This is a genomic window from Flaviflexus huanghaiensis (genome assembly GCF_014118685.1).
GTDB classification, from domain to species: domain Bacteria; phylum Actinomycetota; class Actinomycetes; order Actinomycetales; family Actinomycetaceae; genus Flaviflexus; species Flaviflexus huanghaiensis.
Window position 1 is genome coordinate 12,974 of sequence record NZ_JACFAK010000014.1, and the last position, 22,846, is coordinate 35,819.

Here is a 22,846-nt window from a genome sequence, read left to right on the forward strand (position 1 = left end):
TTCATCCGTCAGACTCTTAAGACCGCGGAGAGTACTTCCCGCGGCTCCACCAGTGCTTTGCATCCTTCTGGAGTGCGCCCTCTTCTAGTTCGGCGCCGCCGGGCACCGAAGCGGGAGAGGGTGCTTCGAGCGAGGTGCCGCGTCTGCGGCTGATCGCCCGCATCGCGTGATAGATACCAATGGCGGCGAAGGACCCGAGCGCAATGCCCTCGAACACCATGTCGCCCAGATGCCAGGTGTAGTTCGCGATGGCCAGCACCATGGCGACCGCGGCCGTGTTGAGATTGACTGGGTCCGAAAAGTCGACCCTATTCTGAACCCAAATCCGCACCCCGAGCATGCCGATCATGCCGTACAGCACAGTCGCGGCTCCACCCAGCACTCCGGGCGGGATTGTGGCAATGAGTTGGCCAAACTTCGGGAACATGGACAAGCCGAGGGCGACAAGTGCGGCGACGACGTAGGCCGCGGTGGAGTAGACGCGAGTGGCTGCCATCACCCCGATGTTCTCAGCGTACGTTGTTGTGCCGGAACCACCACCAGAGCCCGCGAAGGCGGTTGAAATTCCGTCTGCAAAGAGAGCCCGCCCCGTCACGTCATCGAGGTCCCTGTCCGTCATCGCAGCAACTGACTTAACGTGGCCGACGTTCTCGGCGACAAGGACAAGGACGACCGGGATGAACAGGCCCAGAAGGCTCACGTCGAAGGCTGGCGCACGGAATGCAGGGGCGCCGACCCACGCGGCGTTCGAGATCGCGTCGAAGCTCACCTCGCCCTGAATGATCGCGGTGACATAACCAGCGATGACGCCAAGGAGAATCGATAGACGGCCGATGATGCCACGAAAAAAGACCGTGATGAACAGGATCGCGACGATCGTGACAACAGCAGTAAGCGGGGCCTGGACGACGTTATTCCATGCGGCCGGTGCGAGGTTGAAGCCGATGAGGGCGACGATCGAGCCGGTGACGACGGGAGGCATGAGCTTATCAATCCAGCGAGCACCGGCGAAGTGAACGATGAGGCCGACGAGCGCAAGCGCCAGACCCGTCGCGACAACGCCACCCTGAGCGAGGGCGGCGAGCCCCTCATCCAACGGCTCGCCGCCGTTTGCAACATAACCGGTGACTGCCCCGATCGGGGCAAGGAGAGCGAAAGAGGAGCCGAGGTAGCTCGGCAGGCGCCCGGAGGTGATGAGGAGAAACAGGATGGTGCCGATGCCGGTAAAGAAGAGAGTCGTTGCCGGGTCGAAGCCAGTGAGGAGCGGGACGAGGAACGTCGCGCCGAACATGGCGACGACGTGTTGCGCGCCGATTCCAATAGTTTGCGGCCATGCGAGGCGTTCATCCGGCTGGACCACCTCCCCGGGTGCAATCGTCTTACCATCACCGTGCAATTTCCAGCGGAATGCGGCCATCGTGCCCTCCTCAGACGTGATCCGTCGTCAGCCTACGGCCGCCGCGCCCGTTCCAGATGCTGTGTCCATGTGAAGTGGTCCACGTCCGAGCGAGCCAAAAATCGTCACGCAGCCCCCTCCCTCCTCGTCAGAGGCGTGCCTTTCGGGAGCGCGGCTGGTAGGAATGGGGTATGGACGCAGTGGATGAGATCCTCGCTCGGGTCATGACGGCCGGTCGCACGGGTGTGACGATCGGTGAGATTGCGCGCGATCTCGGCATGGCTGATGAGGATGTCCTTGCACTGCTCCGGCCGGTCAGCGAGGACATCCATCTTGAGGTCACCGGTAGCGGTGACACATCGAGCCTGAGCAGCTCGCAAAACCGGGTTGCGGAAGACGTGTTCGTCTTCCCGATGGGGGAGGGCCCCGCCGATGACAAGGTTCTCGACCGGCGTGCCGAGGCTGGCAATGTCACCCTGACGATCAACCAGGTTCTCGGCCTTCTCGAAATCCTGCGAGCGGCGCCCATGATGTCAAACGCTCTGACCGAAGTGGAGGTCTACTCCCTCGCGAAAGCCATTCGAGAGCTCCTTCCCGAGGATCTCGACGGCGTCATGGCCAAGTGGGACAGTGTCCGCATCCCCGGCGATCTCGAGCGCATGAGGGGGACGATGAAGACAGTGACAACGGCGATGATCGAGGGGCGCCAGGTCCATCTCGTCTACATGTCTGAATCGTCGAGTCTGACGACGCGTGTTGTCGATCCGCTTGCGGTGCTTTCGTCCAATCAGGGCATCATCCTCCACGCCTACTGCCACCTGCGCGACGATGAGCGACAGTTCCGCCTCGATCGAGTCCTCAAAGCCACAATTCTCGCGACCCTTAACCAGGCGGTCCGTCACACGGAGGGCCACTCAGACGACTAGGGGAGCAGCACGGAGAGCAGCCATGCGGGCAGCCCGATCGACTATAAGATGCGTCACGACAGGCGCTCTTTCCGATCGATGACCAAGGCGATAGGATAGCAAGGTCGCTTTCTCCAAGGGAAATAGAATAACGGTGTTAGCCGTGACGCACTTTCCTCAGATGTTTGCACGTCCGCTGGCGTTTCTGCCACACTAGGACGGTTGCTCGAGAGAGCGTGAAGACGTATGTCAGTCCCCAAGGGCTGGCTGGTAAATAAAATGGTTCACTGGGCCAACATAGGGCTGATTGTCGCGGGTCTTCCGCGGTGAGACACTCCCGGATGCGGGTACAGGTGAACACTGCGGTTAAAGAGAGGTAGACGACGCCATGGCGGGACAGAAAATCCGCATCCGGCTCAAGTCATATGACCATGAGGTCATTGATAGCGCGGCGAAGAAGCTCGTCGACGAAGTGACTCGTACCGGTGCACAGGTAGTCGGCCCGGTGCCGCTGCCGACCGAGAAGAACGTGTTCTGTGTGATCCGTTCACCCCACAAGTACAAGGACAGCCGCGATCACTTTGAGATGCGCACGCACAAGCGGCTGATCGACATCATCGATCCCACGCCGAAGACCATCGACTCGCTCCAGCAGATCGATTTCTCCGGTGATGTCAGCGTCGAGATCAAGCTCTGAGGTTCATCATGTCCAACAAAACTGAAGCGGTTGCCACCGCGCCCAAGGCGCTGCTCGGCACCAAGCTCGGCATGACTCAGGTCTGGGACGAGGCAGGCCGCCTAATCCCGGTCACTGTCGTGCGAGTAGGCACCAACGTTGTCACTCAGGTGCGCACGCCCGAGGCTGACGGCTACTCGGCCATCCAGCTTGCTGTCGGCGAGCGCAAGCCGAAGAACGTGACCAAGCCGATGCAGGGCCACTTCGCCGCTGCCGGTACCACCCCCAAGCGCCATCTCGCCGAGATCCGCACCTCCGCGGCCGCGGATTTCCAGGCGGGCCAGGAGCTGACGGCCGATGTGTTTGCCGCGGGCGACGCTGTTGATGTCGTCGGTACGACCAAGGGCAAGGGCACTGCGGGCGTCATGAAGCGTCATGGCTTCGCTGGCGTCGGCGCCTCGCACGGCTCGCACCGTAACCACCGCAAGCCCGGATCGATCGGCGGGGCGTCAACCCCGTCGCGCGTCTTCCGTGGCCTTCGCATGGCCGGCCGCATGGGCAACGCCCGCCGCACCGTCCAGAACCTCACCATCCAGTCGGTTGATGCCGAGAACGGCCTGCTCCTCGTAGCTGGCGCCGTTCCGGGTAACAAGGGCGGCCTCGTCGTCATCCGCACCGCCACGAAGGGAGCCTGACCATGGCAAACCTCACCGTCGACGTTCTCGACGCCACTGGCGCGAAGTCTGGCTCGTTCGACCTCCCAGCTGAGATCTTCGATGTCGAGCTCAACATCCCCCTGATTCACCAGGTCGTTGTCGCCCAGCAGGCCGCGGCTCGCCGCGGCACAGCCTCCACGAAGACCCGTGCAGCAGTGCGCGGCGGCGGCAGGAAGCCGTACAAGCAGAAGGGCACCGGCCGGGCCCGCCAGGGTTCGATTCGCGCCCCGCAGTTCGCTGGCGGTGGCATCGTTCACGGACCTCAGCCCCGCTCGTACGAGCAACGCACCCCCAAGAAGATGAAGGCCGCAGCGCTTCGCTCCGCACTGTCGGATCGTGCACGCGCTGGCCGCATCCACGTCGTCTCGGCCTTCGTCGAAGGCGACACTCCGTCCACCAAGGCTGCCCTCGGTCTGCTTCAGACCGCGGCTGAGAACCGTAAAGCGCTCGTTGTCATCTCCGGTGGTGACGTCGTCTCGCAGAAGTCGGTTCGCAACCTTGACGAGGCTCACGTCCTCACGGTGGAGCAACTCAACACCTATGACGTCATGGTCGCTGACGATGTCGTCTTCACCGAGTCCGCCCTCACAGCCTTTGTTGGTGGCGGCCAGGAGGAGGAGAAGTGACTCTGGAACGCAAGGATCCGCGCGACATCATCATCCGCCCGATCGTCACAGAAAAGTCGTACCGACTTGAGGATGAGGGCAAGTACGTGTTCGAGGTTGCGCCCACGTCCAACAAGACGGAGATCAAGATGGCGATCGAGAAGATCTTCGACGTGAAGGTCGATTCGGTCAACACGATGAACCGCAAGGGCAAGACCCGTCGCACCCGCATCGGGATCGGCAAGCGCAAGGACACCAAGCGCGCGATCATCACGCTGCGCGAGGGCGCCATCGAACTTTACGGGCAGATCGGCTGAGGCCGGCAGGAAGATTGAGGATTTAACTCATGGCTATCCGCAAGTACAAGCCGACGACACCGGGTCGCCGCGGCTCGTCCGTGGCTGACTTCGCCGAGGTGACCCGCTCCGAGCCGGAGAAGTCACTCGTCCGTCCGCTCCACAAGACCGGCGGCCGCAACAGCACCGGCCGCATCACGACCCGCCACAAGGGTGGCGGCCACAAGCGTCAGTACCGCGTCATCGACTTCCGTCGTCACGACAAGGACGGCGTACCGGCCACGGTCGCTCACATTGAGTACGACCCGAACCGCACCGCCCGCATCGCCCTCCTGCACTACGCGGACGGCGAGAAGCGCTACATCATCGCACCGAACCGCCTCAAGCAGGGTGACCGCATCGAGCAGGGCGCCACGGCTGATATCAAGCCCGGCAACAACCTTCCGCTGCGCAACATCCCGGTCGGTACCGTCATCCACGCTGTGGAGATGCGTCCGGGTGGCGGGGCCAAGATTGCACGCTCCGCTGGCGCCTCGGTCCAGCTCGTCGCGAAAGAGGGCAAGAACGCTCAGCTGCGTATGCCGTCGGGCGAGATCCGCAACGTCGATGCACGTTGCCGCGCCTCGATCGGTGAGGTTGGCAACGCCGAGCAGGCGAACATCAACTGGGGCAAGGCTGGCCGCATGAGGTGGAAGGGCGTCCGTCCCTCCGTCCGCGGTGTCGTCATGAACCCGTTCGATCACCCGCACGGCGGCGGCGAAGGCAAGACGTCCGGCGGTCGTCATCCTGTGTCCCCCTGGGGCCAGAAGGAAGGCCGCACCCGTCACGCGAACAAGGCCAGCGACAGGCAGATTGTCCGCCGTCGCAAGTCCGGCAAGAATCGATAGGAGAGGGCGACAGAAATGCCTCGCAGTTTGAAGAAGGGCCCCTTCGTCGACGCGCATCTTCAGAAGAAGGTCGACGCTCAGAACGAATCGGGCAGCAAGAACGTCATCAAGACGTGGTCCCGCCGTTCGGTCATCACGCCGGACTTCCTGGGTCACACGTTCGCAGTCCACGACGGCCGCAAGCACGTCCCGGTGTTCGTCACCGAATCCATGGTTGGTCACAAGCTCGGAGAGTTTGCTCCGACGAAGACCTTCCGTGGCCACGACAAGGACGACCGCAAGGGACGCCGCCGCTGAGGCGCGCCGCGAGCCTAGAAGAAAGTTAGGAACACATGGAAGCCAAGGCACAGGCGAAATACGTGCGTATTACGCCCATGAAGGCACGCCGTGTCGTGGACCACGTCCGCGGAATGCGTGCAGTCGACGCCGTCGACGTGCTGCGATACGCACCCCAGGCTGCCGCGGAGACCGTCCGCAAGCTCCTGGAGTCGGCGATGTCCAACGCGCGTCAGGCAGCAGACCAGGCCGGCGAGCGGTTCGACATCGACTCGCTACATATTGTCGAGACCTACGTTGACGAGGGCCCGACGATGAAGAGGATTCAGCCCCGCGCTCAGGGCAGGGCAAACCAGATCCTCAAGCGTACGAGCCACATCACCATCATTGTCGGCGACGAAGTTGCCGGCTCGAAGAAGGGGAGGACCCGCTAGTGGGACAAAAGGTCAACCCGACCGGGTTCCGACTCGGCATTACCACCGAACATCGTTCGCGCTGGTTCGCTGATTCGACCGTTAAGGGACAGCGTTACCAGGACTACGTCGCCGAAGACATCGCCATTCGCAACCTCATGGAGGAAGGTCTTGAGCGTGCGGGAATCTCGCGCGTCAACATCTCTCGCAAGTCGGGTCGCGTCGAGGTCGATATCCACACGGCACGCCCCGGAATCGTCATCGGCCGCCGCGGCGCCGAGGCGGACCGGCTCAAGCAACAGCTCGAGAAGCTGACCGGTCGCCCGGTCCAGCTCAACATTCTCGAGGTCAAGAACCCAGAGGCCGACGCTCAGCTCGTCGCTCAGGGCATTGCGGAGCAGCTCGCGTCACGCGTGTCCTTCCGTCGTGCCATGCGTAAGGGCGTCCAGTCCGCCCTGCGCTCCGGCGCCAAGGGTATCCGTGTCCAGTGCTCCGGCCGCCTCGGCGGCGCAGAGATGTCGCGCTCGGAATTCTACCGCGAGGGCCGCGTGCCCCTGCACACTCTCCGCGCGAACATCGATTATGGCTTCCACGAGGCCAAGACGACTTTCGGCCGCATCGGCGTCAAGGTGTGGATCTACAAGGGCGACCTCACTGAGGCTGAGTACCAGCGTCAGCTGAGCGAGGCCCCCCGCGGCCGTGGCCGCGGCGGTGAGCGCCGTGGTGGGCCACGCCGGCCCCGTCCGACCAGGTCCGAGCAGGCCCCACAGACCACGCAGACGGAGGCATAATGCTGATCCCTCGCAGGACTAAGTACCGCAAGCAGCACCGTCCGACTCGTTCGGGCTACTCCAAGGGCGGCAACCAGATTGCGTTCGGCGACTACGCTATCCAGGCGCTTGAGCCGGCGTACCTCACCAACCGTCAGATCGAGGCTGCTCGTATCGCTATGACTCGTCACGTCAAGCGTGGCGGCAAGGTCTGGATCAACGTGTTCCCGGATCGCCCGCTGACCAAGAAGCCTGCCGAGGTCCGCATGGGCTCGGGTAAGGGTTCGGTCGAGTTCTGGATCGCCAACATCAAGCCGGGCAGGATCCTGTTCGAGCTTTCCGGTGTTGACGAAAACCTTGCACGTGAGGCAATGTCTCGCGCGCAGCACAAGCTCCCGATGAAGACTCGTTTTGTTATGCGTGAAGGCGGTGACAACTGATGGCAGTAGGAACTAAGGGGCTCTTCCCCGAGGACCTGGACCAGATGACAGACGCTGAGCTCAAGGAAAGGCTCGCCGACTGCAAGGCCGAGCTGTTCAACCTTCGCTTCTCCTCAGCCACAGGGCAGCTCGAGGACCACGGTCGACTGAAGGCGGTTCGCCGCGATATCGCCCGTATTTACACGATCGCCCGTGAGCGTGAGCTCAACATCCGCACCGCTCCGGCTGAGAAGAATTGAGGCAGACAGTGAGTGAGACTCAGAACACCGAAACTGTCGAGCGCAACTACCGCAAGACCGCACGCGGCTACGTCGTGTCCGACAAGATGGACAAGACCGTTGTCGTCGAGGTCGAGGAGCAGGTGAAGCACCCGCTGTACGGCAAGGTTCTCCGCCGCTCCAAGAAGGTTAAGGCGCACGACGAGAACAACGAAGTGCGCGTGGGTGACCTCGTGCGCATCATGGAGACCCGCCCGCTGTCTGCTACTAAGCACTACCGCGTGGTCGAGATCATCGAGAAGGCCAAGTAGCCCTCTCTCAAGTAACCCATCCGTTCGGCCAGGCTCGCAAGAGAACCGGCACGACGACAGGAGATAGTTCATGATCCAGCAAGAGTCGCGGCTGAAGGTCGCCGACAACACCGGTGCGAAGGAAATCCTTTGCATCAAGGTGCTCGGCGGCTCTGGCCGGCGCTACGCCGGAATCGGCGACACCATCGTCGCCACCGTCAAGGATGCAATTCCGGGCGGAAACGTTAAGAAGGGCGAGGTCGTGAAGGCGGTCATCGTCCGTACCACCAAGGAACGTCGTCGCCCCGACGGCTCGTACATCCGCTTTGACGAGAATGCTGCCGTCATCCTCAAGTCCGATGGACTTGATCCGCGTGGCACCCGCATTTTCGGTCCTGTCGGCCGCGAGCTTCGCGACAACCAGTACATGCGCATCATTTCACTCGCTCCGGAGGTGCTCTAAATGGCGAAGATCAAGAAGGGCGATCTCGTCCAGGTAATCGCCGGCCGCGATAAGGGCCTTCAGGGCCGCGTGCTGCAGGTGGACACAAATCGCGATCGCGTCATCGTCGAAGGCGTTATGCGCGTGAAGAAGCACACGAAGCCGGGCCAGCCTGGCGCAAGCTCGAGCGGTGGCATCGAAACCGTCGAGGCACCCATCCACATCTCCAATGTTGCCCTCGTCGGCCCGGACAAGAAGCCGATCCGCGTTGGTTACAAGGAGGTCGAGGTCGAGCGTGACGGCCGCGTCCGTAAGACCCGCGTCCGCATCGGCCGCCGCGCCGGAGAGGAGATCGAGCTGTGACTGAAACCCTCACCCCTCGTCTCAAGACCAGGTACCGCGAAGAGATCGTTCCGGCTCTTATCGAACAGTTCTCGATCAAGAACCCGAACCAGGTCGCAAAGCTCGAGAAGATCGTCGTCAACATGGGTGTCGGTGACGCTGCCCGCGATTCGAAGCTCATCGAAGGCGCCATCTCTGACCTCACGCTCATCACGGGTCAGAAGCCGCAGATTACGAAGGCACGCAAGTCCATCGCCCAGTTCAAGCTGCGCGAGGGCCAGGCTATCGGTGCGCACGTCACCCTGCGTGGTGACCGCATGTGGGAGTTCCTCGACAGGCTTCTGTCGCTGGCTCTTCCCCGTATCCGTGACTTCCGCGGCCTCGCGCCGAAGCAGTTCGACGGCCACGGCAACTACACGTTCGGTCTGACTGAACAGTCGATGTTCCACGAGATCGACCTGGACAGGGTCGACCGCGTCCGCGGCATGGACATCACGATCGTGACGACTGCCGACAACGACGATGAGGGCCGTGCCCTCCTGCGCGCCCTCGGCTTCCCGTTCAAGGAAAACTGAGTCCGTGCTGACGACTAATATTTACCCGCTGGTAATTCCATCTACGTCGCAGGTCCTAAGGAAACCGCGACGGGAAGGGGCGCAGGCCCGATGACAATGACAGACCCCATCGCAGACATGCTGACTCGTCTGCGAAACGCCAATTCGGCGTACCACGAGACGGTGTCGATGCCGTACTCGAAGCTCAAGGGAGCAATCTCTGAGATCCTCGTGCGCGAGGGATACATCGAGAGCTTTGACGTTGAGGATGCTGAGGTCGGTAAGACTCTCACCCTCAACCTGAAGTTCGGACCCCAACGCGAGCGTTCGCTCGCCGGCCTTCGCCGTGTGTCGAAGCCCGGTCTGCGCGTGTACGCGAAGTCGACGAAGCTGCCCACCGTCCTCGGTGGCCTCGGCGTGGCAATTCTGTCCACGTCCTCAGGCCTGCTGACCGACCGTGAGGCCAAGGCAAAGGGCGTAGGCGGAGAAGTCCTCGCCTACATCTGGTAAGGGAGGTACAGAGAATATGTCGCGTATTGGCAAGCAGCCTGTCACCATTCCCTCCGGCGTCGATGTGTCCATCGACGGTCAGAGCGTCACCGTGAAGGGCCCGAAGGGCTCCCTCTCGTATGATGTCCCGGCACCGATCACCATCGCTCAGGAAGACGGCGCAATCATCGTGTCCCGTCCGGACGATGAGCGGGAGTCGCGTTCGCTTCACGGTCTGGTCCGCACCTTGATCTTCAACAACGTCGTCGGTGTGACCGAAGGCTTCTCAAAGAAGCTCGAGATCGTCGGCACGGGCTACCGTGCGGCAGCGAAGGGCGCAGACCTGGAGCTGTCTCTCGGGTTCTCACACCCGGTCACCGTGACCGCACCGGAGGGCATCACCCTCCAGCTCGAGGGCAACAACAAGATCACCGTGTCCGGTATCGATAAGCAGCAGGTCGGCGAAGTTGCGGCGAACATCCGCAAGCTCCGCAAGCCTGAACCGTACAAGGGCAAGGGCGTTCGCTACGCAGGCGAACACGTGCGCCGCAAGGCCGGAAAGGCTGGTAAGTGATGGCTGTCTCTATCAAGGGCAAGGGCAAGTACGTCGCGCGCAAGCGCCGTCACCTCCGCCTGCGCAAGAAGGTCACCGGCACGGCTGCGCGTCCGCGCCTGGTCGTCACCCGTTCGAACCGCCACATTGTTGCTCAGGTCATCGACGACACCGTCGGTCACACCCTCGCATCCGCATCGTCCCTCGAGGTCGAGCTTCGTGAGGATAGCGGCGATAAGAGCGCGAAGGCCCGCAGGGTCGGCGAGCTTGTTGCTGAGCGTGCGAAGGCAGCCGGTGTCGACACGGTCGTGTTCGACCGCGGCGGCAACCAGTACCACGGCCGTGTCGCGGCCGTGGCAGAGGGTGCCCGCGAATCCGGTCTGACCCTGTAGTTGACGGAACGAGAGTAGAGGAAAACTATGGCTGCATCGCAGCGTCGGACCACTGGTCCGGAAGGCGACGGCGAGCGCAACGAGCGTTCCGGTTCCGACCGTCCGAGGGGACGCCGGGGCAACACCGACCGTCGTAACGAACAGAAAGACGCCTACATCGAACGCGTCGTCACCATCAACCGCGTGTCCAAGGTCGTGAAGGGTGGCCGTCGCTTCTCCTTCACAGCTCTGGTCGTCGTGGGCGATGGTAACGGCACCGTCGGCGTAGGCTACGGCAAGGCCAAGGAGGTGCCCCAGGCTATTTCTAAGGGCACCGAGGAGGCGAAGAAGAACTTCTTTCGCGTCCCCCTCATTGGCCGCACGATCCCGCATACGACCCAGGGCGAAGACGCCGCAGGAGTTGTCTTCCTGCGCCCGGCATCGCCCGGTACCGGCGTTATCGCCGGCGGCCCGGTCCGTGCAGTCATGGAAGCCGCAGGCATCCATGACATCCTCACCAAGTCGCTGGGTTCATCGAACGCCATCAACATTGTGCGTGCATCGGTCAAGGCTCTGCGTCAGCTCGAGCAGCCTGAGTCGGTTGCGGCTCGCCGCGGCAAGTCTCTCGAAGAGGTTGCGCCAGCAGCCATGCTTCGCAGGCGTGCGGCACATGATGCCGAGCAGCGCGAGCAGAAGGCCGCCCAGACGGCCGCTGCCGAGAACGAGGCCGCTGCCTCCGGGGTTGGTGCATAATGCTCAAGATTACCCAGACGAAGTCCACCATCGGTGGAACCAAGAAGCAGAGGGACACCATGCTCTCGCTCGGACTGCGCAAGATCGGCCAGTCTGTTGAGCGCGAGGACCGTCCCGAGGTCCGCGGAATGATCAAGGTCGTTTCGCACCTCGTCACCGTAGAGGAGGCATGATGTCGGAAAACACCAACGACGTCACCAAGCTCCACGACCTCGCCCCCGCAGCCGGATCCCACAAGCCGAAGACTCGTGTCGGTCGTGGCGAGGCATCGAAGGGCAAGACCGCGGGTCGCGGCACCAAGGGCACGAAAGCCCGCAACAAGGTGCCTGTCGGCTTTGAGGGTGGGCAAATGCCGCTGCATATGCGCACGCCGAAGCTCCGCGGATTCAAGAACCCGTTCCGCGTCGAGTATCAGGTCGTCAATCTCGACCGCATCTCGGCGCTCTACCCCGAGGGTGGCGACATTTCCGTCGACGACCTCATCGCGAAGGGTGCGGTCCGCAAGGGCTGCCTCGTCAAGGTTCTCGGTTCGGGCGACATCTCGGTCAAGGTGAATGTTGTGGCCGACAAATGGTCAGCTTCTGCGCAGCAGAAGATCGAAGCAGCCGGCGGATCGATCTCCGCGCGGTGATGTGAGTATGTGACGAGGCGGGCCTGATAGGCCCGCCTCGTTGCACTCACCGAGCGGCCGTAAACGAACACTGACCGCGCTACACTGTCTTGTGGCTCGCACGGGGCCACACCATCCTGGTGGCCCAGGGGCCACACCCCCAAGGAGGAAGTTTGCTTTCCGCATTCGTCTCGGCATTCCGCACCCCGGACCTGCGCCGCAAGCTGCTGTTCACGCTCGGCATCATCGTCATTTATCGCCTCGGCACATTCTTGCCGGCCCCTGGCGTGAGCTATCGCAACGTTCAGCAGTGCCTTAATGAGGCGGGCTCAGCTGACCTTCTGTCGATGATCAACATGTTCTCCGGCGGCGCCATGTTCCAGCTGTCGGTCTTCGCGCTTGGCATCATGCCGTATATCACCGCGTCGATCATCGTCCAGTTGCTGAGGGTCGTTATCCCTCGCTTCGAAGAGCTTCACAAGGAAGGTCAGTCCGGAACTGCGAAACTTACGCAGTACACGCGCTACCTGACAATCGGACTTGCCATCATGCAGTCTGCAGTCGTTGTGACGGTCGCGAACTCGACCCTCTTCCTCGGGTGCACCGTCGATCCGTTCCCGGACATGTCGGCTGGAACGGTCCTTCTGGCGATCCTGACGATGACAGCGGGCACCGGCCTCATTATGTGGATGGCCGAGCAGATCACCGAGCGAGGTGTCGGCAACGGTATGTCGATCCTCATTTTCTCGGGTATCGCGGCCTCGTTCCCGCCCTCTATGGCCCAGGTTCTCAATTCGAACAATGGCGTTCGCAACTTCATTTTCATCCTCGCACTCTTCCTCGCAATCACGATCGTCGTTGTTTTCGTTGAGCAGTCACAGCGCAGGATCCCCGTGCAGTACGCGAAGCGCGTTATCGGCCGGCGCACGTACGGCGGCTCGACGACGTACATCCCAATCAAGATCAACATGGCGAACGTCATTCCCGTCATCTTCGCGTCCTCCCTTCTCGCGCTGCCGACAATGGCGATGCAGTTCGGCGACCAGAGCGCTGGCTGGGTCCAGTGGCTGTCGGTAAACTACCGGCCGAACTCGTTCCTGTACCTGCTGACGTTCGCCGTCCTCATCATCTTCTTCGCGTTCTTCTACACGTCGATCACGTTCAATCCTGAAGAAGTCGCGGACAACATGAAGCGCTACGGCGGCTTCATTCCCGGTATCAGGGCGGGTGCGCCGACAGCGCGCTACCTGAAGAACGTCATCACTCGCATCACGTGGGTCGGATCGTTCTACCTTGCGACGATCGCCCTCATCCCAACTGTGATCTTCAGCGAAATGGGCATCACAATGATGGCGTTCGGCGGCACGTCAATCATCATTATCGTGGGCGTCGGCCTGCAAACAGTGAAGGACATCGACGCTCAGCTCCAGCAACGGCACTACGAAGGTTTCCTCCGATGAGAATCATCATCCTTGGCGCTCCCGGCGCAGGCAAAGGCACACAAGCTCAGCTGCTGTGCCAGAAGTTCGACATCCCGCAGATCTCGACAGGCGCGATTTTCCGCGCCAACGTCGTGGCGGGCAGCGAGCTTGGGAAGTTAGCCAAGGGCTATATCGACGAGGGTTTGTTCGTGCCGGATGAGATCACGGACTCTCTCGTGCGGGAGCGCCTCCACCAGGAAGACACCCAAGACGGGTTCCTCCTCGACGGTTATCCACGCACGCTGGCTCAGGTCGCGTCGCTCGATGAAATCCTGCGAGAGCAGGGGCACGTTGTCGATATTGTCCTTGAGCTCGTCACGGACAAAGACGAGCTCGTTCAGCGTTTGCTCAAGCGCGCCCAAGTCGAGGGCCGTGCTGATGACACAGCTGAGGTCATCACCCGTCGGATGGACGTGTACGCCGAGCAGACGAAGCCGCTGTCACGGATCTACGACCAGCGCGGAATCCTGGCTCGCGTCGATGGCACCGGCACGATTGAGGAAGTCCAGCAGCGTTTGCAGGACGCGCTTCGGGACCGCTGATGTTCGGTAGGGATCCTATTGAATACAAGACGAACGACGAGATCAGAAAGATCCGCCGTGCAGGTCTTGTCGTCGCCAACATCCACGAAGCTCTGAGGGAAGCCGCGAAACCCGGGGTGACGACCGGCGAACTTGACCTCATCGCGGGCCGTGTCCTGGAGGAAGCTGGGGCACGCTCCAACTTTCTCGGCTACCACGGTTACCCAGCCAACGCCTGTATCTCCGTCAACGAAACAATCGTTCACGGCATCCCGGGCGACCGGGTCCTGACCGACTCTGACATCGTCTCCTTCGACTGCGGCGCGATTCTCGATGGCTGGCACGGCGACGCCTGCATCACCGTTCTCATGCCGAACGCGTCAGAAGACGATCGCAAGCTCTCCGAGTTCACAGAGACAGCCATGTGGACCGGGATTGCCCAGCTCGCCAAGGCAAAGCACGTCGGCGAGGTCGGCGCCGCAATCGAAGACTATGTTGACTCAATCCCAGAGGATATCCGGCCTGGCCTCGTTGAGGAGTACATGGGCCACGGAATCGGCTCGCAGATGCACCAGCCGCCCGATGTGCTGAACTATCGGGCGAAGAACAAGGGTGCGAAGATCAAGCCGGGCATGGTGCTCTGCATCGAGCCGATGCTGACCGCTGGAAACCCCGCAAGCCGCGTGTTGGAAGACGACTGGACCGTTGTCACGGTCGACGGTTCCCACGCCTCCCACTGGGAACACGAGGTTGCTATTCATCGTGGCGGCATCTGGGTGCTAACGGCACCCGATGGGGGAGCGGCAGGTCTCGCTCCGTTCGGCGTCGAACCAGTCCCGCTCGGCTGACGCCGGTCTCGTCGCCCGCCCCGACGAGCTGGCTCGCCACAGACCCGTCATCTGGACGATAGCGCGTGGCTACCGCGCGAGAGGCAGGAGCTCGAGGGCCCGACGCATGACCTCCGCTCACGATCGCGTAATTGGTTGAGAAAGCCGCCGCCGATGTGGTCGGCTCCACGTCAGCCTGCACTACTCATCACGCCGCGTATCATCTAAACTGAGTAGTCGGAACTTTGCGCGCACTGTGCGAGATCCGACCTCCTATCAGCTGATAGGAACGAAAGTTAACTGCGTTAGCGGGGGTTATGGCGAAAAAAGAAGGCGTCATCGAGGTTGAAGGCAGCGTCATCGAGGCGCTTCCCAACGCGATGTTCCGTGTGGAGCTTAGCAACGGTCACGTTGTGCTGGCCCACATCTCGGGCAAGATGCGTCAGCATTACATCAAGATTCTGCCTGAGGACCGAGTCGTTGTGGAGTTGACTCCCTACGATCTCAGCCGCGGACGAATTGTTTATCGCTACAAGTAAACCCCGCACTACACCGCGCCCGGGACGTCTCCCGGGCCAAAAGAAGGTTGGACATGAAGGTCAAGCCAAGCGTGAAGCGGATCTGTGACAGCTGCAAGGTGATTCGTCGCCACGGGCGAGTCATGGTCATCTGCACAAACCCACGGCACAAGCAGCGCCAGGGCTGAATCCCCGGCAGCGGGCGTTAGCCCGCGACAAGCGCAGCAGATGCACCCGGAGCCCGGAGGCTTCGGACCAGGAACTGGACGGCTGCGCTCCACACCTCCGGCCTACCAACAGGAGTAAACGTTGGCACGTATTTCTGGTGTTGACCTTCCCCGCGAGAAGCGGATCGAAGTCGCACTCACGTACATCTATGGAATTGGGCGCACACGCGCCCACGAGATCCTCGGCGGCACGGGCGTTTCGCCCGACGTGAGGGTCAAGGACCTCACTGAAGAGGATCAGATCAAGATCCGCTCCTTCATCGACGCGAACTACGAGGTGGAGGGCGACCTCCGTCGCGAGGTTCAGGCAGACATTCGCCGCAAGATCGAGATCGGCTCCTATCAGGGCCTTCGTCACCGCCGCGGCCTACCGGTGCGCGGTCAGCGCACCAAGACCAATGCCCGCACCCGCAAGGGACCGAAGCGCACGGTCGCCGGCAAGAAGAAGTAGCAGTTCGCGACAGCGAACCGATGATCTCAAGGAGAATGTAAAGAATGCCCCCTAAGTCACGTACGACCGCCCGCCCGCGTCGGGCAATGCGGAAGAACATCGTCAATGGACAGGTCCACATCAAGTCGACCTTCAACAACACCATCGTCACCATCACCGACCCGACCGGCGCCGTTATCGCGTCTGCCTCGTCCGGCATGATGGGCTTCAAGGGCTCGCGTAAGTCGACTCCGTACGCCGCGCAGTTGGCCGCCGAGACGGCCGCCCGCCGCGCCATGGAGTCGGGCCTGAAGAAGGTCGACGTTTTCGTGAAGGGACCGGGTTCCGGTCGCGAGACCGCGATCCGCACCCTGACCGCCAACGGTCTTGAGGTCACGTCGATTCAGGACGTCACCCCGCAGGCCCACAACGGTTGCCGTCCACCGAAGCGTCGTCGCGTCTGATTGCTTGACCCGGGCCACCCGGCACCGGTTCCAAACTGCAGTGTCATATAGCGGTCACTGCTGAAAGGAAATACATCGTGCAGATCGCACAGCGTCCCGTCCTCTCTGAGGAAGTCGTCTCTGACAACCGGGCGCGGTTCATTCTTGAACCGCTCGAGCCCGGCTTCGGCTACACCCTGGGCAACTCCCTTCGCCGCACCCTGCTCTCCTCTATCCCGGGAGCAGCCGTGACCTCGATCAAGATTGACTCGGTTCTTCACGAGTTCACGACGATCGAGGGTGTGAAGGAAGACGTTTCGGAGATCATCCTTAACATCAAGGAACTCGTCGTCTCGTCGGAGAATGACGAGCCGGTCCAGATGTACATGCGCAAGCAGGGCCCCGGCGTCGTCACAGCGGGCGATATCAACCCGCCTGCAGGCGTCGAGATCCACAACACGGACCTCGTTCTCGCCACCCTCAACGAGAAGGGCAAGCTCGAGATTGATCTCATTGTCGAGCGCGGTCGTGGATACGTGTCCGCCGCTCAGAACAAGGATCCCGACGCCGAGATCGGTCGCATTCCGGTGGATTCGATCTACTCCCCGGTGCTTCAGGTCTCGTACAAGGTCGAGGCGACCCGTGTCGAACAGCGTACTGACTTCGATAAGCTCATTATCGATGTCGAGACCAAGCCGTCGATGAGTCCGCGTGACGCTTTCGCTTCCGCCGGCAAGACCCTTGTCGAGCTCTTTGGACTCGCAGCCGACCTCAACCTCGAAGCTGAGGGCATTGAGCTCGGCGAGCCCCCGGTTGAAGAGACGCAGTCGTCAGACCTGCAACGTCCCATCACCATTCTCAATCTTCCCGCTCGCTCGCAGAACTGCCTGCAGCGCGAGGGAATCGAAACAATCGGCCAGCTCATCTTGCGCTCTGAGGCAGATCTGCTGGATATTCGCAACTTCGGTGCGAAGTCGATCGAAGACGTAAAAGATGAGCTCGCAAAGCTCGATCTTCAGCTCAAGGATTCTCCCGGTAGCTTCATTGGCGGCTACGACGATTCCTACAGCTCGTCTATGTTCAGCGACGACCTCCACTGACCATCATTTCAAGGAGACATCATGCCTCAGCCCTCTAAGGGTCCCCGCCTCGGGGGAAGCGCCGCACACGAGAAGGCCATGCTTGCCAATCTCGCGAAGGCACTGTTCGAGCACGGCTCGATCACGACCACCGAGAAGCGTGCACAGCGCCTCCGCCCTTACGCGGAGCGCATTATTACCAAGGCGAAGAAGGGCACGACCGCTGCCCGTCGTGACGTCCTCAAGGACATCACCGATCGCTCGGCCGTCGCCATCCTCTTCGAGGAACTCGCCCCAACGTTTGCGGAGCGCGAGGGCGGTTACACCCGCATCGTGAAGATCGGCAACCGCAAGGGTGACAACGCGCCAATGGCCGTTATCTCTCTCGTGACCGAGCCCGTCTCACCGAAGCAGGCTGTCGTCGCCGAGGCCGAGAAAGCAGCTGAGAAGGCAGCCGTTTCGGACGAGGTTGAGGAGTCCGCTGAATCTGCTGAGTCCGTCGATTCGGCTGAGTCTGCAGAGTCGTCAGATTCCGCTGCATCGGCTGAGTCTGCCGAATCGGCTGAGTCCGCAGAGTAAGAGGTCGCGCCACTGCAACCGATGGCCTGCTGAAGGTCATGTCTAGGGGGTTCCGGTACATTCCGGAGCCCCCTTTTTTGTGCTTCTCGGAGTTCCGGTGGAAGGGATGGCCTCGAACTGGTGCAATGGACTGACCACCGGTGAAGGGAAAGCCATGAAAATCAACGAGATGGTCCACCAGCTCCTCGACGACGCGATCGCGGCGGACAACGGGCGTAAGGCCGAGATCGTCGTTAGCGACGGCCCGCTCCGACAGACACTGATTGCGCTGAGGGCTGGGATTGAACTCGCCCCGCACAATTCTCCGCCCGCTGCCTCGATCCTCGTCCTCAAGGGAGACGTCATCGTCTCAGGCGTCGAGTCGACCCCAATTGGTGAGGGCAGCATCATTGCTCTTACGCATGAGAGGCATTCGGTCAAGGCTGTGGAAGACTCGATCTTCCTTCTGACGACTGTGACGAGCATACCGGGCCAGGGGAGTCACGACGGCGCGTGAAGCTTTGAGGCGACTGAGGGACGCAGTCCACATCCCAAATAACGGGTTGTGTTCACACAAACAATTTGCCCCCTCACGGCGACCAACCTGGTAGCGTGCGAGTAGCACTCGATTTGTTATCGAATTGAGACATCCTGCACCCCATCCACGGAGGAAGATTCTTGACCGCCGTTAAGCGCACCGGCAACGCGCTCACCGTTCTGTTTCTCACCCTGTCGCTCATGATCATCGGGTCTTCCACCGCTTTAGCGGCGGCGGACCCGGGGCTCGGAACGAGCCCGGGCAGTGGCTCAATTGTCAGCACCGACCTTTCGGTCAACCAGCCGCAAATCCGCACCGATGCGCTCGCTGCAGTGAAGTCCATTCGCGAGCAGATGTACGACGATCCAGAAGTCGTTCTTAACGGGAAACCGCTACGGCAAGTCGTGAGTGAAGCCAACCTCACGCGTTCCCAGTACATCAACGGCGTGCGCTGGGATCTCAGCCTCGAAAAGTCCGCACTTCAGAGGGCTTACGAGCAAAATATCTATTGGGGCCACACGCGTCCCGATGGCGGCTCCTACTCGAACGCAGCTGTCGGAGTGAGCTGGCCGGGCGAGATCATCACGACACAAGCCAATATCGCGACCGCGATCGCCGATGTCCAGCGGGGCGTCTGGGCGGGCGAACGCGATGCCCTCATCGCCCATAACGGCTCCTTCAACAACGCAACGGGCCACCTCTACAATCTCATCAACCCCCGCTATTCCGCATTCGGCTTCGCTCGGGTGGGTGGAGTGAGCGTCGGCTGGATGCACAGGACAGGCTCAGGCGTTGAGACGGGAACGGGACTGAGCGGCACCTACCGTTTCCAGACCGCTGCTAGCAACAGCGTCGTTGACCGCATGAGTGTGAAGATGACGGCTCCGACAACTCTCGCCCCCGGCGCGTCCGGCCGCGTCGAGCTCACCGGAACGGCGAAGTCTCTCTCTTACATCCCGGCTATCCCTGTGACGGTTCACGCAACGTACACGACGTCGAACGCGAACGTTGTGACAGTATCGCCGGACGGTACTCTGCGTGCCACGGGCGGGGGTTCGGCGATTGTGACAGCGAAGACCGCGACTGGAAAGACATACACGTCGACGATCACGGTCCCCGGGGCCCCCGGTTCCGGCGCCACGACACCCGGAGTGGCCGTCGCGACGCTGACGAACAGCTGGGCAGCCCTCACCGATGATGTCGTCTTCGAGTTCGGTGTGCCCGGTGATGAGGTCATCGTCGGGGATTGGGACGGCAACGGGACGGACACGCTCGGAATACGCCGCGGCAACACCTTCTATCTCTACAACGCGCTGAGCTCCGGAACACCGGCTCATCAGTTTACGTACGGTCGTGTGGGTGACGATGTCATCGTCGGTGACTGGGACGGAAACCGCACCGATTCGCTCGGGGTGCGGCGCGGCAACACGTTTTTCCTCAACAACACGCTACGAGGCGGGATCGCGGAGAACCAGTTCGATTACGGCAGGCTCGGCGACGAGATCCTCGTCGGCGACTGGAACGGAACGGGAACCGACACCATCAGTGTTCGCCGCGGGGTTACCTTCTTCATTAGCAACCGCCTCACGACAGGTATTGCCGAGCGGGAATACACGTATGGCAGGCTCGGCGACGAGGCAATCATCGGCGACTTTGACGGCGACCGACTTGACACCGTGACCCTGAGGCGCGGTAGCACCCTGTACATCAACAACAGGCACGTGGGTGGCTCCGCCGAGCGTGAGGTCGTCTACGGGCGACCGGGGGAGCCTCTCCTCATCGGAGACTGGAACGGCAACGGCATCGACACACCGGGCCTCATGAGGACGCGCTAGAGACCATCGCGAGGCGGCTCGTACAGCATGGAGGGGAGCGGCGTGCCGCTCCCCTCCATGCTTAGTCGCTTTCGTTGAACAGCGACCAGGCTTGGACCCCAGAGGACATGCCCGCGGTGTTGGGAACGAATGTGACGTCGTCGATACGGGAACGGATGACGGGGGTGATGCGGGAGGCGTTACCGCCGCCAATGTAGAGGGTGTCCCAACGGAGCACGGGGAAGAGGAGCTCGATCGCGCGAAGAACTCGGCGCGACCATGCGGAGTCGCCGAGTCGGCGGCGCTCATGCTCCCCGAGCACGTCATCGAAGGTCAGCCCCCAACGCATCGGCGCATGCGATATTTCGAGATGAGGGGAGAGAACACCGTTGTCGACAAGCGCGGTGCCAAGACCGGTGCCGAGCGTCATGAAGAACTCGAGGCCCTCGCCTGTCACAACCCCTGCGGCGGCGACCTCGGCATCATTGAGAACCAGGGCAGGCGCACCAAAGCGCTCCTCAAGCGCCGCCGCCATATCGAAATCCTGCCATTGCGCGACCAGTTCGGGGACGGGCTTCGTGCGGGGACCCGAGCGGCAGATGTAATGCGGCGTGTGGACGACAGTCCCGTGACGGATCATGCCCGGCATCCCAAGAGTGATCCGATCCGCGGCCGGTAACTGCTCGGCCATGTCCGCGACAATCGAGATGAGCTTGTGCGGCGGCAGAGGGTAGGGCACGGGCTCACGCAGTGCAGGGGCGAGCTGCCTGGAGTTGGCATCCAGCACGGTCGCCTTGATACCGCCCCCACCGCAATCCACCCCGAGTGTGAGCGGACTGAGAGTCTTTCGTTCCATGAGGACGACGCTAGCACCGTCGAGCCGTGTGTCAGACTTGAGTGATGAACCGGATTCGACTTGATCTGTCCTATGACGGGAGCGGTTTCCACGGCTGGGCCGCCCAGCCGGGCTTGCGGACCGTCGAGGGTGTCCTGACCGAGGCGCTGGAGACGGTTCTCCGGGCACAGATCAAACTGACGGTCGCGGGTAGGACAGACGCTGGCGTCCACGCGGCGGCGCAGACCGCGCACTTCGATATCGCCGATGACACGTGGCGAGTTGTACCCGGACGGTCTTCGAGGACACCGGGTGCCGCGCTCCTCACGCGGCTTACCGGGGTGCTCGCCCGCGGTCAGAGGACCCGCGGGGTTGGGGACATTGTCGTCGCCCGAGCGGAGGTAACGAGCCCCGAGTTCGATGCCCGGTTTTCGGCTGTTGGACGACGCTACCGGTATCGGATTGACGATCGCCTCGTGCCCGATGTCTTCGCTCGCAACAGGGCGTTGCACACCGAGCCGCTGCGCGCGGACCGCATGTCTCAGGCAGGCGCCCGCCTTCTCGGTGAGCACGACTTCCTCTCCTACTGCAAGCCGCGCGCCGGTGCAACAACGATCCGCACCCTGCGCAGACTTGATGTCCACCGCCCGCAGAACGGCCCTGACACGGGTCTCCTCGTTGTCGACCTCGAGGCCGACGCGTTCTGTCATTCGATGGTTCGGTCGATCGTCGGAACACTCATCGAGATTGGGCGCGGCCGGCGGGATCCAACGTGGGCTCATACGCGCCTTGTGGAACGCGAGCGTAGCGCCGGAGTCATCGTCGCTCCGGCGCACGGACTCACCCTCGAAGGCGTCGACTATCCTGAGGCGAGCAGGTACGCTGAGCAGGCGGAGTTGGCGCGCAAAGTCCGTGAGAACCCTCTCACACCGGGTGCCGCTCACGTTGACCCTCTTGCCTGCTGCGATTAGAGTGTTTCAAGTTGTGTTGTGCGCGCTCCCACTCGCGCTACGACGACAGCGGAGACAAGATTTATTCCATTTACTTGGGCGGACGTCTGGCCGTGAGCCATGCGAACAGATTCCCCCCAGACAGAAACGAAGGCATAGCCCGTGCGTACGTATACACCTAAGCCCGGCGACGTTGATTTAAAGTGGTATGTCATTGATGCCACTGACGTTGTGCTCGGCCGATTGGCAGCTCAGGTTGCCACCCTGCTCCGTGGGAAGCACAAGCCGAACTTTGCTCCCAACGCCGACCTTGGTGACCATGTCATCATCATCAACGCCGAGAAGGTCCGCCTGACCGGCAACAAGCGCCAGCAGAAGTTCGCTTACCACCACTCGGGATATCCGGGCGGTCTGCGCGCCATGTCGTACGAGGAGCTCCTCGTGAAGTTCCCCGAGCGCGCGGTGGAGAAGGCTGTGAAGGGCATGTTGCCGCACAACCGCCTTGCCGCCCAGCAGATCAAGAAGCTCAAGGTTTACGCAGGTGCAGAGCACCCGCATCAGGCCCAGAGCCCCGAGGTTTACGAGCTCACCCAGGTGGCTCAGTAACCGTCCCGCACGGACCA

General features: G+C 61.9%; 36 protein-coding genes. 34 read left to right on the forward strand and 2 right to left on the reverse strand.

Features of this window, described 5'->3' with window-relative positions; all coding sequences use genetic code 11:
* Positions 1 to 16: 16 nt before the first annotated feature.
* Positions 17 to 1,417: a uracil-xanthine permease family protein gene (locus H7E91_RS09675; protein WP_182354896.1), complete on the reverse strand. Its 1,401-nt coding sequence runs from the start codon at positions 1,415 to 1,417 to the stop codon at positions 17 to 19.
* Positions 1,418 to 1,587: 170 nt separating this feature from the next.
* On the opposite strand from H7E91_RS09675, the gene H7E91_RS09680 reads away from it, so the two are divergent.
* The 32 genes from H7E91_RS09680 (at position 1,588) to H7E91_RS09835 (ending at position 20,459) form a co-directional block, all read left to right on the forward strand.
* Positions 1,588 to 2,322, forward strand: a complete 735-nt coding sequence (locus H7E91_RS09680; RefSeq protein ID WP_182354897.1) for a helix-turn-helix transcriptional regulator — start codon at positions 1,588 to 1,590, stop codon at positions 2,320 to 2,322.
* Between the two features lie 367 nt (positions 2,323 to 2,689).
* On the forward strand, positions 2,690 to 2,998 hold the full coding sequence (gene rpsJ, locus H7E91_RS09685; protein WP_126042150.1) for a 30S ribosomal protein S10: 309 nt from the start codon (positions 2,690 to 2,692) through the stop codon (positions 2,996 to 2,998).
* 8 nt (positions 2,999 to 3,006) lie between these two features.
* Entirely contained in the window at positions 3,007 to 3,672 is a 666-nt protein-coding gene (gene rplC, locus H7E91_RS09690; RefSeq protein ID WP_182354898.1) for a 50S ribosomal protein L3, read from the forward strand.
* 2 nt (positions 3,673 to 3,674) lie between these two features.
* On the forward strand, positions 3,675 to 4,319 hold the full coding sequence (rplD, locus tag H7E91_RS09695) for a 50S ribosomal protein L4 (protein WP_182354899.1): 645 nt from the start codon (positions 3,675 to 3,677) through the stop codon (positions 4,317 to 4,319).
* Positions 4,316 to 4,615: a 50S ribosomal protein L23 gene (rplW, locus tag H7E91_RS09700; RefSeq protein WP_182354900.1), complete on the forward strand. Its 300-nt coding sequence runs from the start codon at positions 4,316 to 4,318 to the stop codon at positions 4,613 to 4,615. The genes rplD and rplW overlap by 4 nt, the downstream gene beginning before the upstream one ends.
* A gap of 29 nt (positions 4,616 to 4,644) precedes the next feature.
* Positions 4,645 to 5,481: a 50S ribosomal protein L2 gene (gene rplB, locus H7E91_RS09705; RefSeq protein WP_182354901.1), complete on the forward strand. Its 837-nt coding sequence runs from the start codon at positions 4,645 to 4,647 to the stop codon at positions 5,479 to 5,481.
* A 15-nt stretch (positions 5,482 to 5,496) separates the two neighbouring features.
* The gene (rpsS, locus tag H7E91_RS09710) at positions 5,497 to 5,778 is read left to right on the forward strand and encodes a 30S ribosomal protein S19 (protein ID WP_182354902.1); all 282 of its coding nucleotides are present in this window, start codon (positions 5,497 to 5,499) and stop codon (positions 5,776 to 5,778) included.
* A 35-nt stretch (positions 5,779 to 5,813) separates the two neighbouring features.
* Entirely contained in the window at positions 5,814 to 6,191 is a 378-nt protein-coding gene (gene rplV / locus H7E91_RS09715; RefSeq protein ID WP_182354903.1) for a 50S ribosomal protein L22, read from the forward strand.
* Positions 6,191 to 6,961: a 30S ribosomal protein S3 gene (gene rpsC, locus H7E91_RS09720; RefSeq protein WP_182354904.1), complete on the forward strand. Its 771-nt coding sequence runs from the start codon at positions 6,191 to 6,193 to the stop codon at positions 6,959 to 6,961. The genes rplV and rpsC overlap by 1 nt, the downstream gene beginning before the upstream one ends.
* Positions 6,961 to 7,380 carry a 50S ribosomal protein L16 gene (rplP, locus tag H7E91_RS09725; protein WP_182354905.1) on the forward strand — a complete coding sequence of 140 codons (420 nt, stop codon included), beginning with the start codon at positions 6,961 to 6,963 and terminating at the stop codon, positions 7,378 to 7,380. The genes rpsC and rplP overlap by 1 nt, the downstream gene beginning before the upstream one ends.
* Positions 7,380 to 7,619, forward strand: coding sequence for a 50S ribosomal protein L29 (rpmC, locus tag H7E91_RS09730; protein WP_182354906.1), 240 nt, complete (start codon positions 7,380 to 7,382; stop codon positions 7,617 to 7,619). The genes rplP and rpmC overlap by 1 nt, the downstream gene beginning before the upstream one ends.
* Before the next feature lie 8 nt (positions 7,620 to 7,627).
* The gene (gene rpsQ / locus H7E91_RS09735; protein WP_182354907.1) at positions 7,628 to 7,909 is read left to right on the forward strand and encodes a 30S ribosomal protein S17; all 282 of its coding nucleotides are present in this window, start codon (positions 7,628 to 7,630) and stop codon (positions 7,907 to 7,909) included.
* A gap of 70 nt (positions 7,910 to 7,979) precedes the next feature.
* The gene (rplN, locus tag H7E91_RS09740; RefSeq protein ID WP_182354908.1) at positions 7,980 to 8,351 is read left to right on the forward strand and encodes a 50S ribosomal protein L14; all 372 of its coding nucleotides are present in this window, start codon (positions 7,980 to 7,982) and stop codon (positions 8,349 to 8,351) included.
* Positions 8,352 to 8,693 (forward strand): 50S ribosomal protein L24, encoded by a 342-nt coding sequence (rplX, locus tag H7E91_RS09745; protein WP_182354909.1) that lies wholly within the window; start codon positions 8,352 to 8,354, stop codon positions 8,691 to 8,693. It abuts the gene before it with no gap.
* The gene (gene rplE, locus H7E91_RS09750) at positions 8,690 to 9,247 is read left to right on the forward strand and encodes a 50S ribosomal protein L5 (RefSeq protein ID WP_182354910.1); all 558 of its coding nucleotides are present in this window, start codon (positions 8,690 to 8,692) and stop codon (positions 9,245 to 9,247) included. Before rplX ends, rplE begins: the two co-directional genes overlap by 4 nt.
* Before the next feature lie 90 nt (positions 9,248 to 9,337).
* Positions 9,338 to 9,736 (forward strand): 30S ribosomal protein S8, encoded by a 399-nt coding sequence (gene rpsH, locus H7E91_RS09755; protein ID WP_182354911.1) that lies wholly within the window; start codon positions 9,338 to 9,340, stop codon positions 9,734 to 9,736.
* Positions 9,737 to 9,752: 16 nt separating this feature from the next.
* Entirely contained in the window at positions 9,753 to 10,289 is a 537-nt protein-coding gene (gene rplF, locus H7E91_RS09760; protein ID WP_182354912.1) for a 50S ribosomal protein L6, read from the forward strand.
* A complete protein-coding gene (gene rplR, locus H7E91_RS09765; protein WP_182354962.1) occupies positions 10,289 to 10,660 on the forward strand; it encodes a 50S ribosomal protein L18 in 372 nt (123 codons plus the stop codon). The genes rplF and rplR overlap by 1 nt, the downstream gene beginning before the upstream one ends.
* 27 nt (positions 10,661 to 10,687) lie before the next feature.
* The gene (gene rpsE, locus H7E91_RS09770) at positions 10,688 to 11,392 is read left to right on the forward strand and encodes a 30S ribosomal protein S5 (protein WP_182354913.1); all 705 of its coding nucleotides are present in this window, start codon (positions 10,688 to 10,690) and stop codon (positions 11,390 to 11,392) included.
* Positions 11,392 to 11,565 (forward strand): 50S ribosomal protein L30, encoded by a 174-nt coding sequence (rpmD, locus tag H7E91_RS09775; RefSeq protein WP_182354914.1) that lies wholly within the window; start codon positions 11,392 to 11,394, stop codon positions 11,563 to 11,565. The genes rpsE and rpmD overlap by 1 nt, the downstream gene beginning before the upstream one ends.
* Positions 11,565 to 12,023, forward strand: coding sequence for a 50S ribosomal protein L15 (gene rplO / locus H7E91_RS09780; protein ID WP_182354915.1), 459 nt, complete (start codon positions 11,565 to 11,567; stop codon positions 12,021 to 12,023). Before rpmD ends, rplO begins: the two co-directional genes overlap by 1 nt.
* A 152-nt stretch (positions 12,024 to 12,175) precedes the next feature.
* Positions 12,176 to 13,462 carry a preprotein translocase subunit SecY gene (gene secY / locus H7E91_RS09785; protein ID WP_182354916.1) on the forward strand — a complete coding sequence of 429 codons (1,287 nt, stop codon included), beginning with the start codon at positions 12,176 to 12,178 and terminating at the stop codon, positions 13,460 to 13,462.
* Positions 13,459 to 14,025, forward strand: a complete 567-nt coding sequence (locus H7E91_RS09790) for an adenylate kinase (RefSeq protein WP_182354917.1) — start codon at positions 13,459 to 13,461, stop codon at positions 14,023 to 14,025. The genes secY and H7E91_RS09790 overlap by 4 nt, the downstream gene beginning before the upstream one ends.
* Entirely contained in the window at positions 14,025 to 14,852 is an 828-nt protein-coding gene (map, locus tag H7E91_RS09795; RefSeq protein ID WP_206680412.1) for a type I methionyl aminopeptidase, read from the forward strand. The genes H7E91_RS09790 and map overlap by 1 nt, the downstream gene beginning before the upstream one ends.
* Positions 14,853 to 15,148: 296 nt before the next feature.
* Positions 15,149 to 15,370 carry a translation initiation factor IF-1 gene (gene infA, locus H7E91_RS09800; protein WP_182354918.1) on the forward strand — a complete coding sequence of 74 codons (222 nt, stop codon included), beginning with the start codon at positions 15,149 to 15,151 and terminating at the stop codon, positions 15,368 to 15,370.
* 53 nt (positions 15,371 to 15,423) lie between these two features.
* A complete protein-coding gene (rpmJ, locus tag H7E91_RS09805; protein ID WP_126042189.1) occupies positions 15,424 to 15,537 on the forward strand; it encodes a 50S ribosomal protein L36 in 114 nt (37 codons plus the stop codon).
* Positions 15,538 to 15,658: 121 nt separating this feature from the next.
* Entirely contained in the window at positions 15,659 to 16,027 is a 369-nt protein-coding gene (gene rpsM / locus H7E91_RS09810; RefSeq protein WP_182354919.1) for a 30S ribosomal protein S13, read from the forward strand.
* Positions 16,028 to 16,071: 44 nt separating this feature from the next.
* A complete protein-coding gene (gene rpsK / locus H7E91_RS09815) occupies positions 16,072 to 16,470 on the forward strand; it encodes a 30S ribosomal protein S11 (RefSeq protein WP_126042193.1) in 399 nt (132 codons plus the stop codon).
* A gap of 77 nt (positions 16,471 to 16,547) precedes the next feature.
* On the forward strand, positions 16,548 to 17,549 hold the full coding sequence (locus H7E91_RS09820) for a DNA-directed RNA polymerase subunit alpha (protein ID WP_182354920.1): 1,002 nt from the start codon (positions 16,548 to 16,550) through the stop codon (positions 17,547 to 17,549).
* Positions 17,550 to 17,570: 21 nt separating this feature from the next.
* Positions 17,571 to 18,107 (forward strand): 50S ribosomal protein L17, encoded by a 537-nt coding sequence (rplQ, locus tag H7E91_RS09825; RefSeq protein ID WP_182354921.1) that lies wholly within the window; start codon positions 17,571 to 17,573, stop codon positions 18,105 to 18,107.
* Between the two features lie 154 nt (positions 18,108 to 18,261).
* Positions 18,262 to 18,603 carry a cupin domain-containing protein gene (locus tag H7E91_RS09830; protein ID WP_182354922.1) on the forward strand — a complete coding sequence of 114 codons (342 nt, stop codon included), beginning with the start codon at positions 18,262 to 18,264 and terminating at the stop codon, positions 18,601 to 18,603.
* Between the two features lie 161 nt (positions 18,604 to 18,764).
* A complete protein-coding gene (locus H7E91_RS09835) occupies positions 18,765 to 20,459 on the forward strand; it encodes a CAP domain-containing protein (protein WP_182354923.1) in 1,695 nt (564 codons plus the stop codon).
* 61 nt (positions 20,460 to 20,520) lie between these two features.
* On the opposite strand, the gene H7E91_RS09840 is transcribed toward H7E91_RS09835, so the two are convergent.
* Positions 20,521 to 21,294, reverse strand: coding sequence for an ROK family protein (locus tag H7E91_RS09840; RefSeq protein ID WP_182354924.1), 774 nt, complete (start codon positions 21,292 to 21,294; stop codon positions 20,521 to 20,523).
* Between the two features lie 44 nt (positions 21,295 to 21,338).
* On the opposite strand from H7E91_RS09840, the gene truA reads away from it, so the two are divergent.
* Together truA and rplM are read left to right on the forward strand one after the other, a co-directional pair.
* Entirely contained in the window at positions 21,339 to 22,244 is a 906-nt protein-coding gene (gene truA, locus H7E91_RS09845; protein ID WP_182354925.1) for a tRNA pseudouridine(38-40) synthase TruA, read from the forward strand.
* 141 nt (positions 22,245 to 22,385) lie between these two features.
* Entirely contained in the window at positions 22,386 to 22,829 is a 444-nt protein-coding gene (gene rplM / locus H7E91_RS09850) for a 50S ribosomal protein L13 (protein ID WP_182354926.1), read from the forward strand.
* Positions 22,830 to 22,846 lie beyond the last annotated feature (17 nt).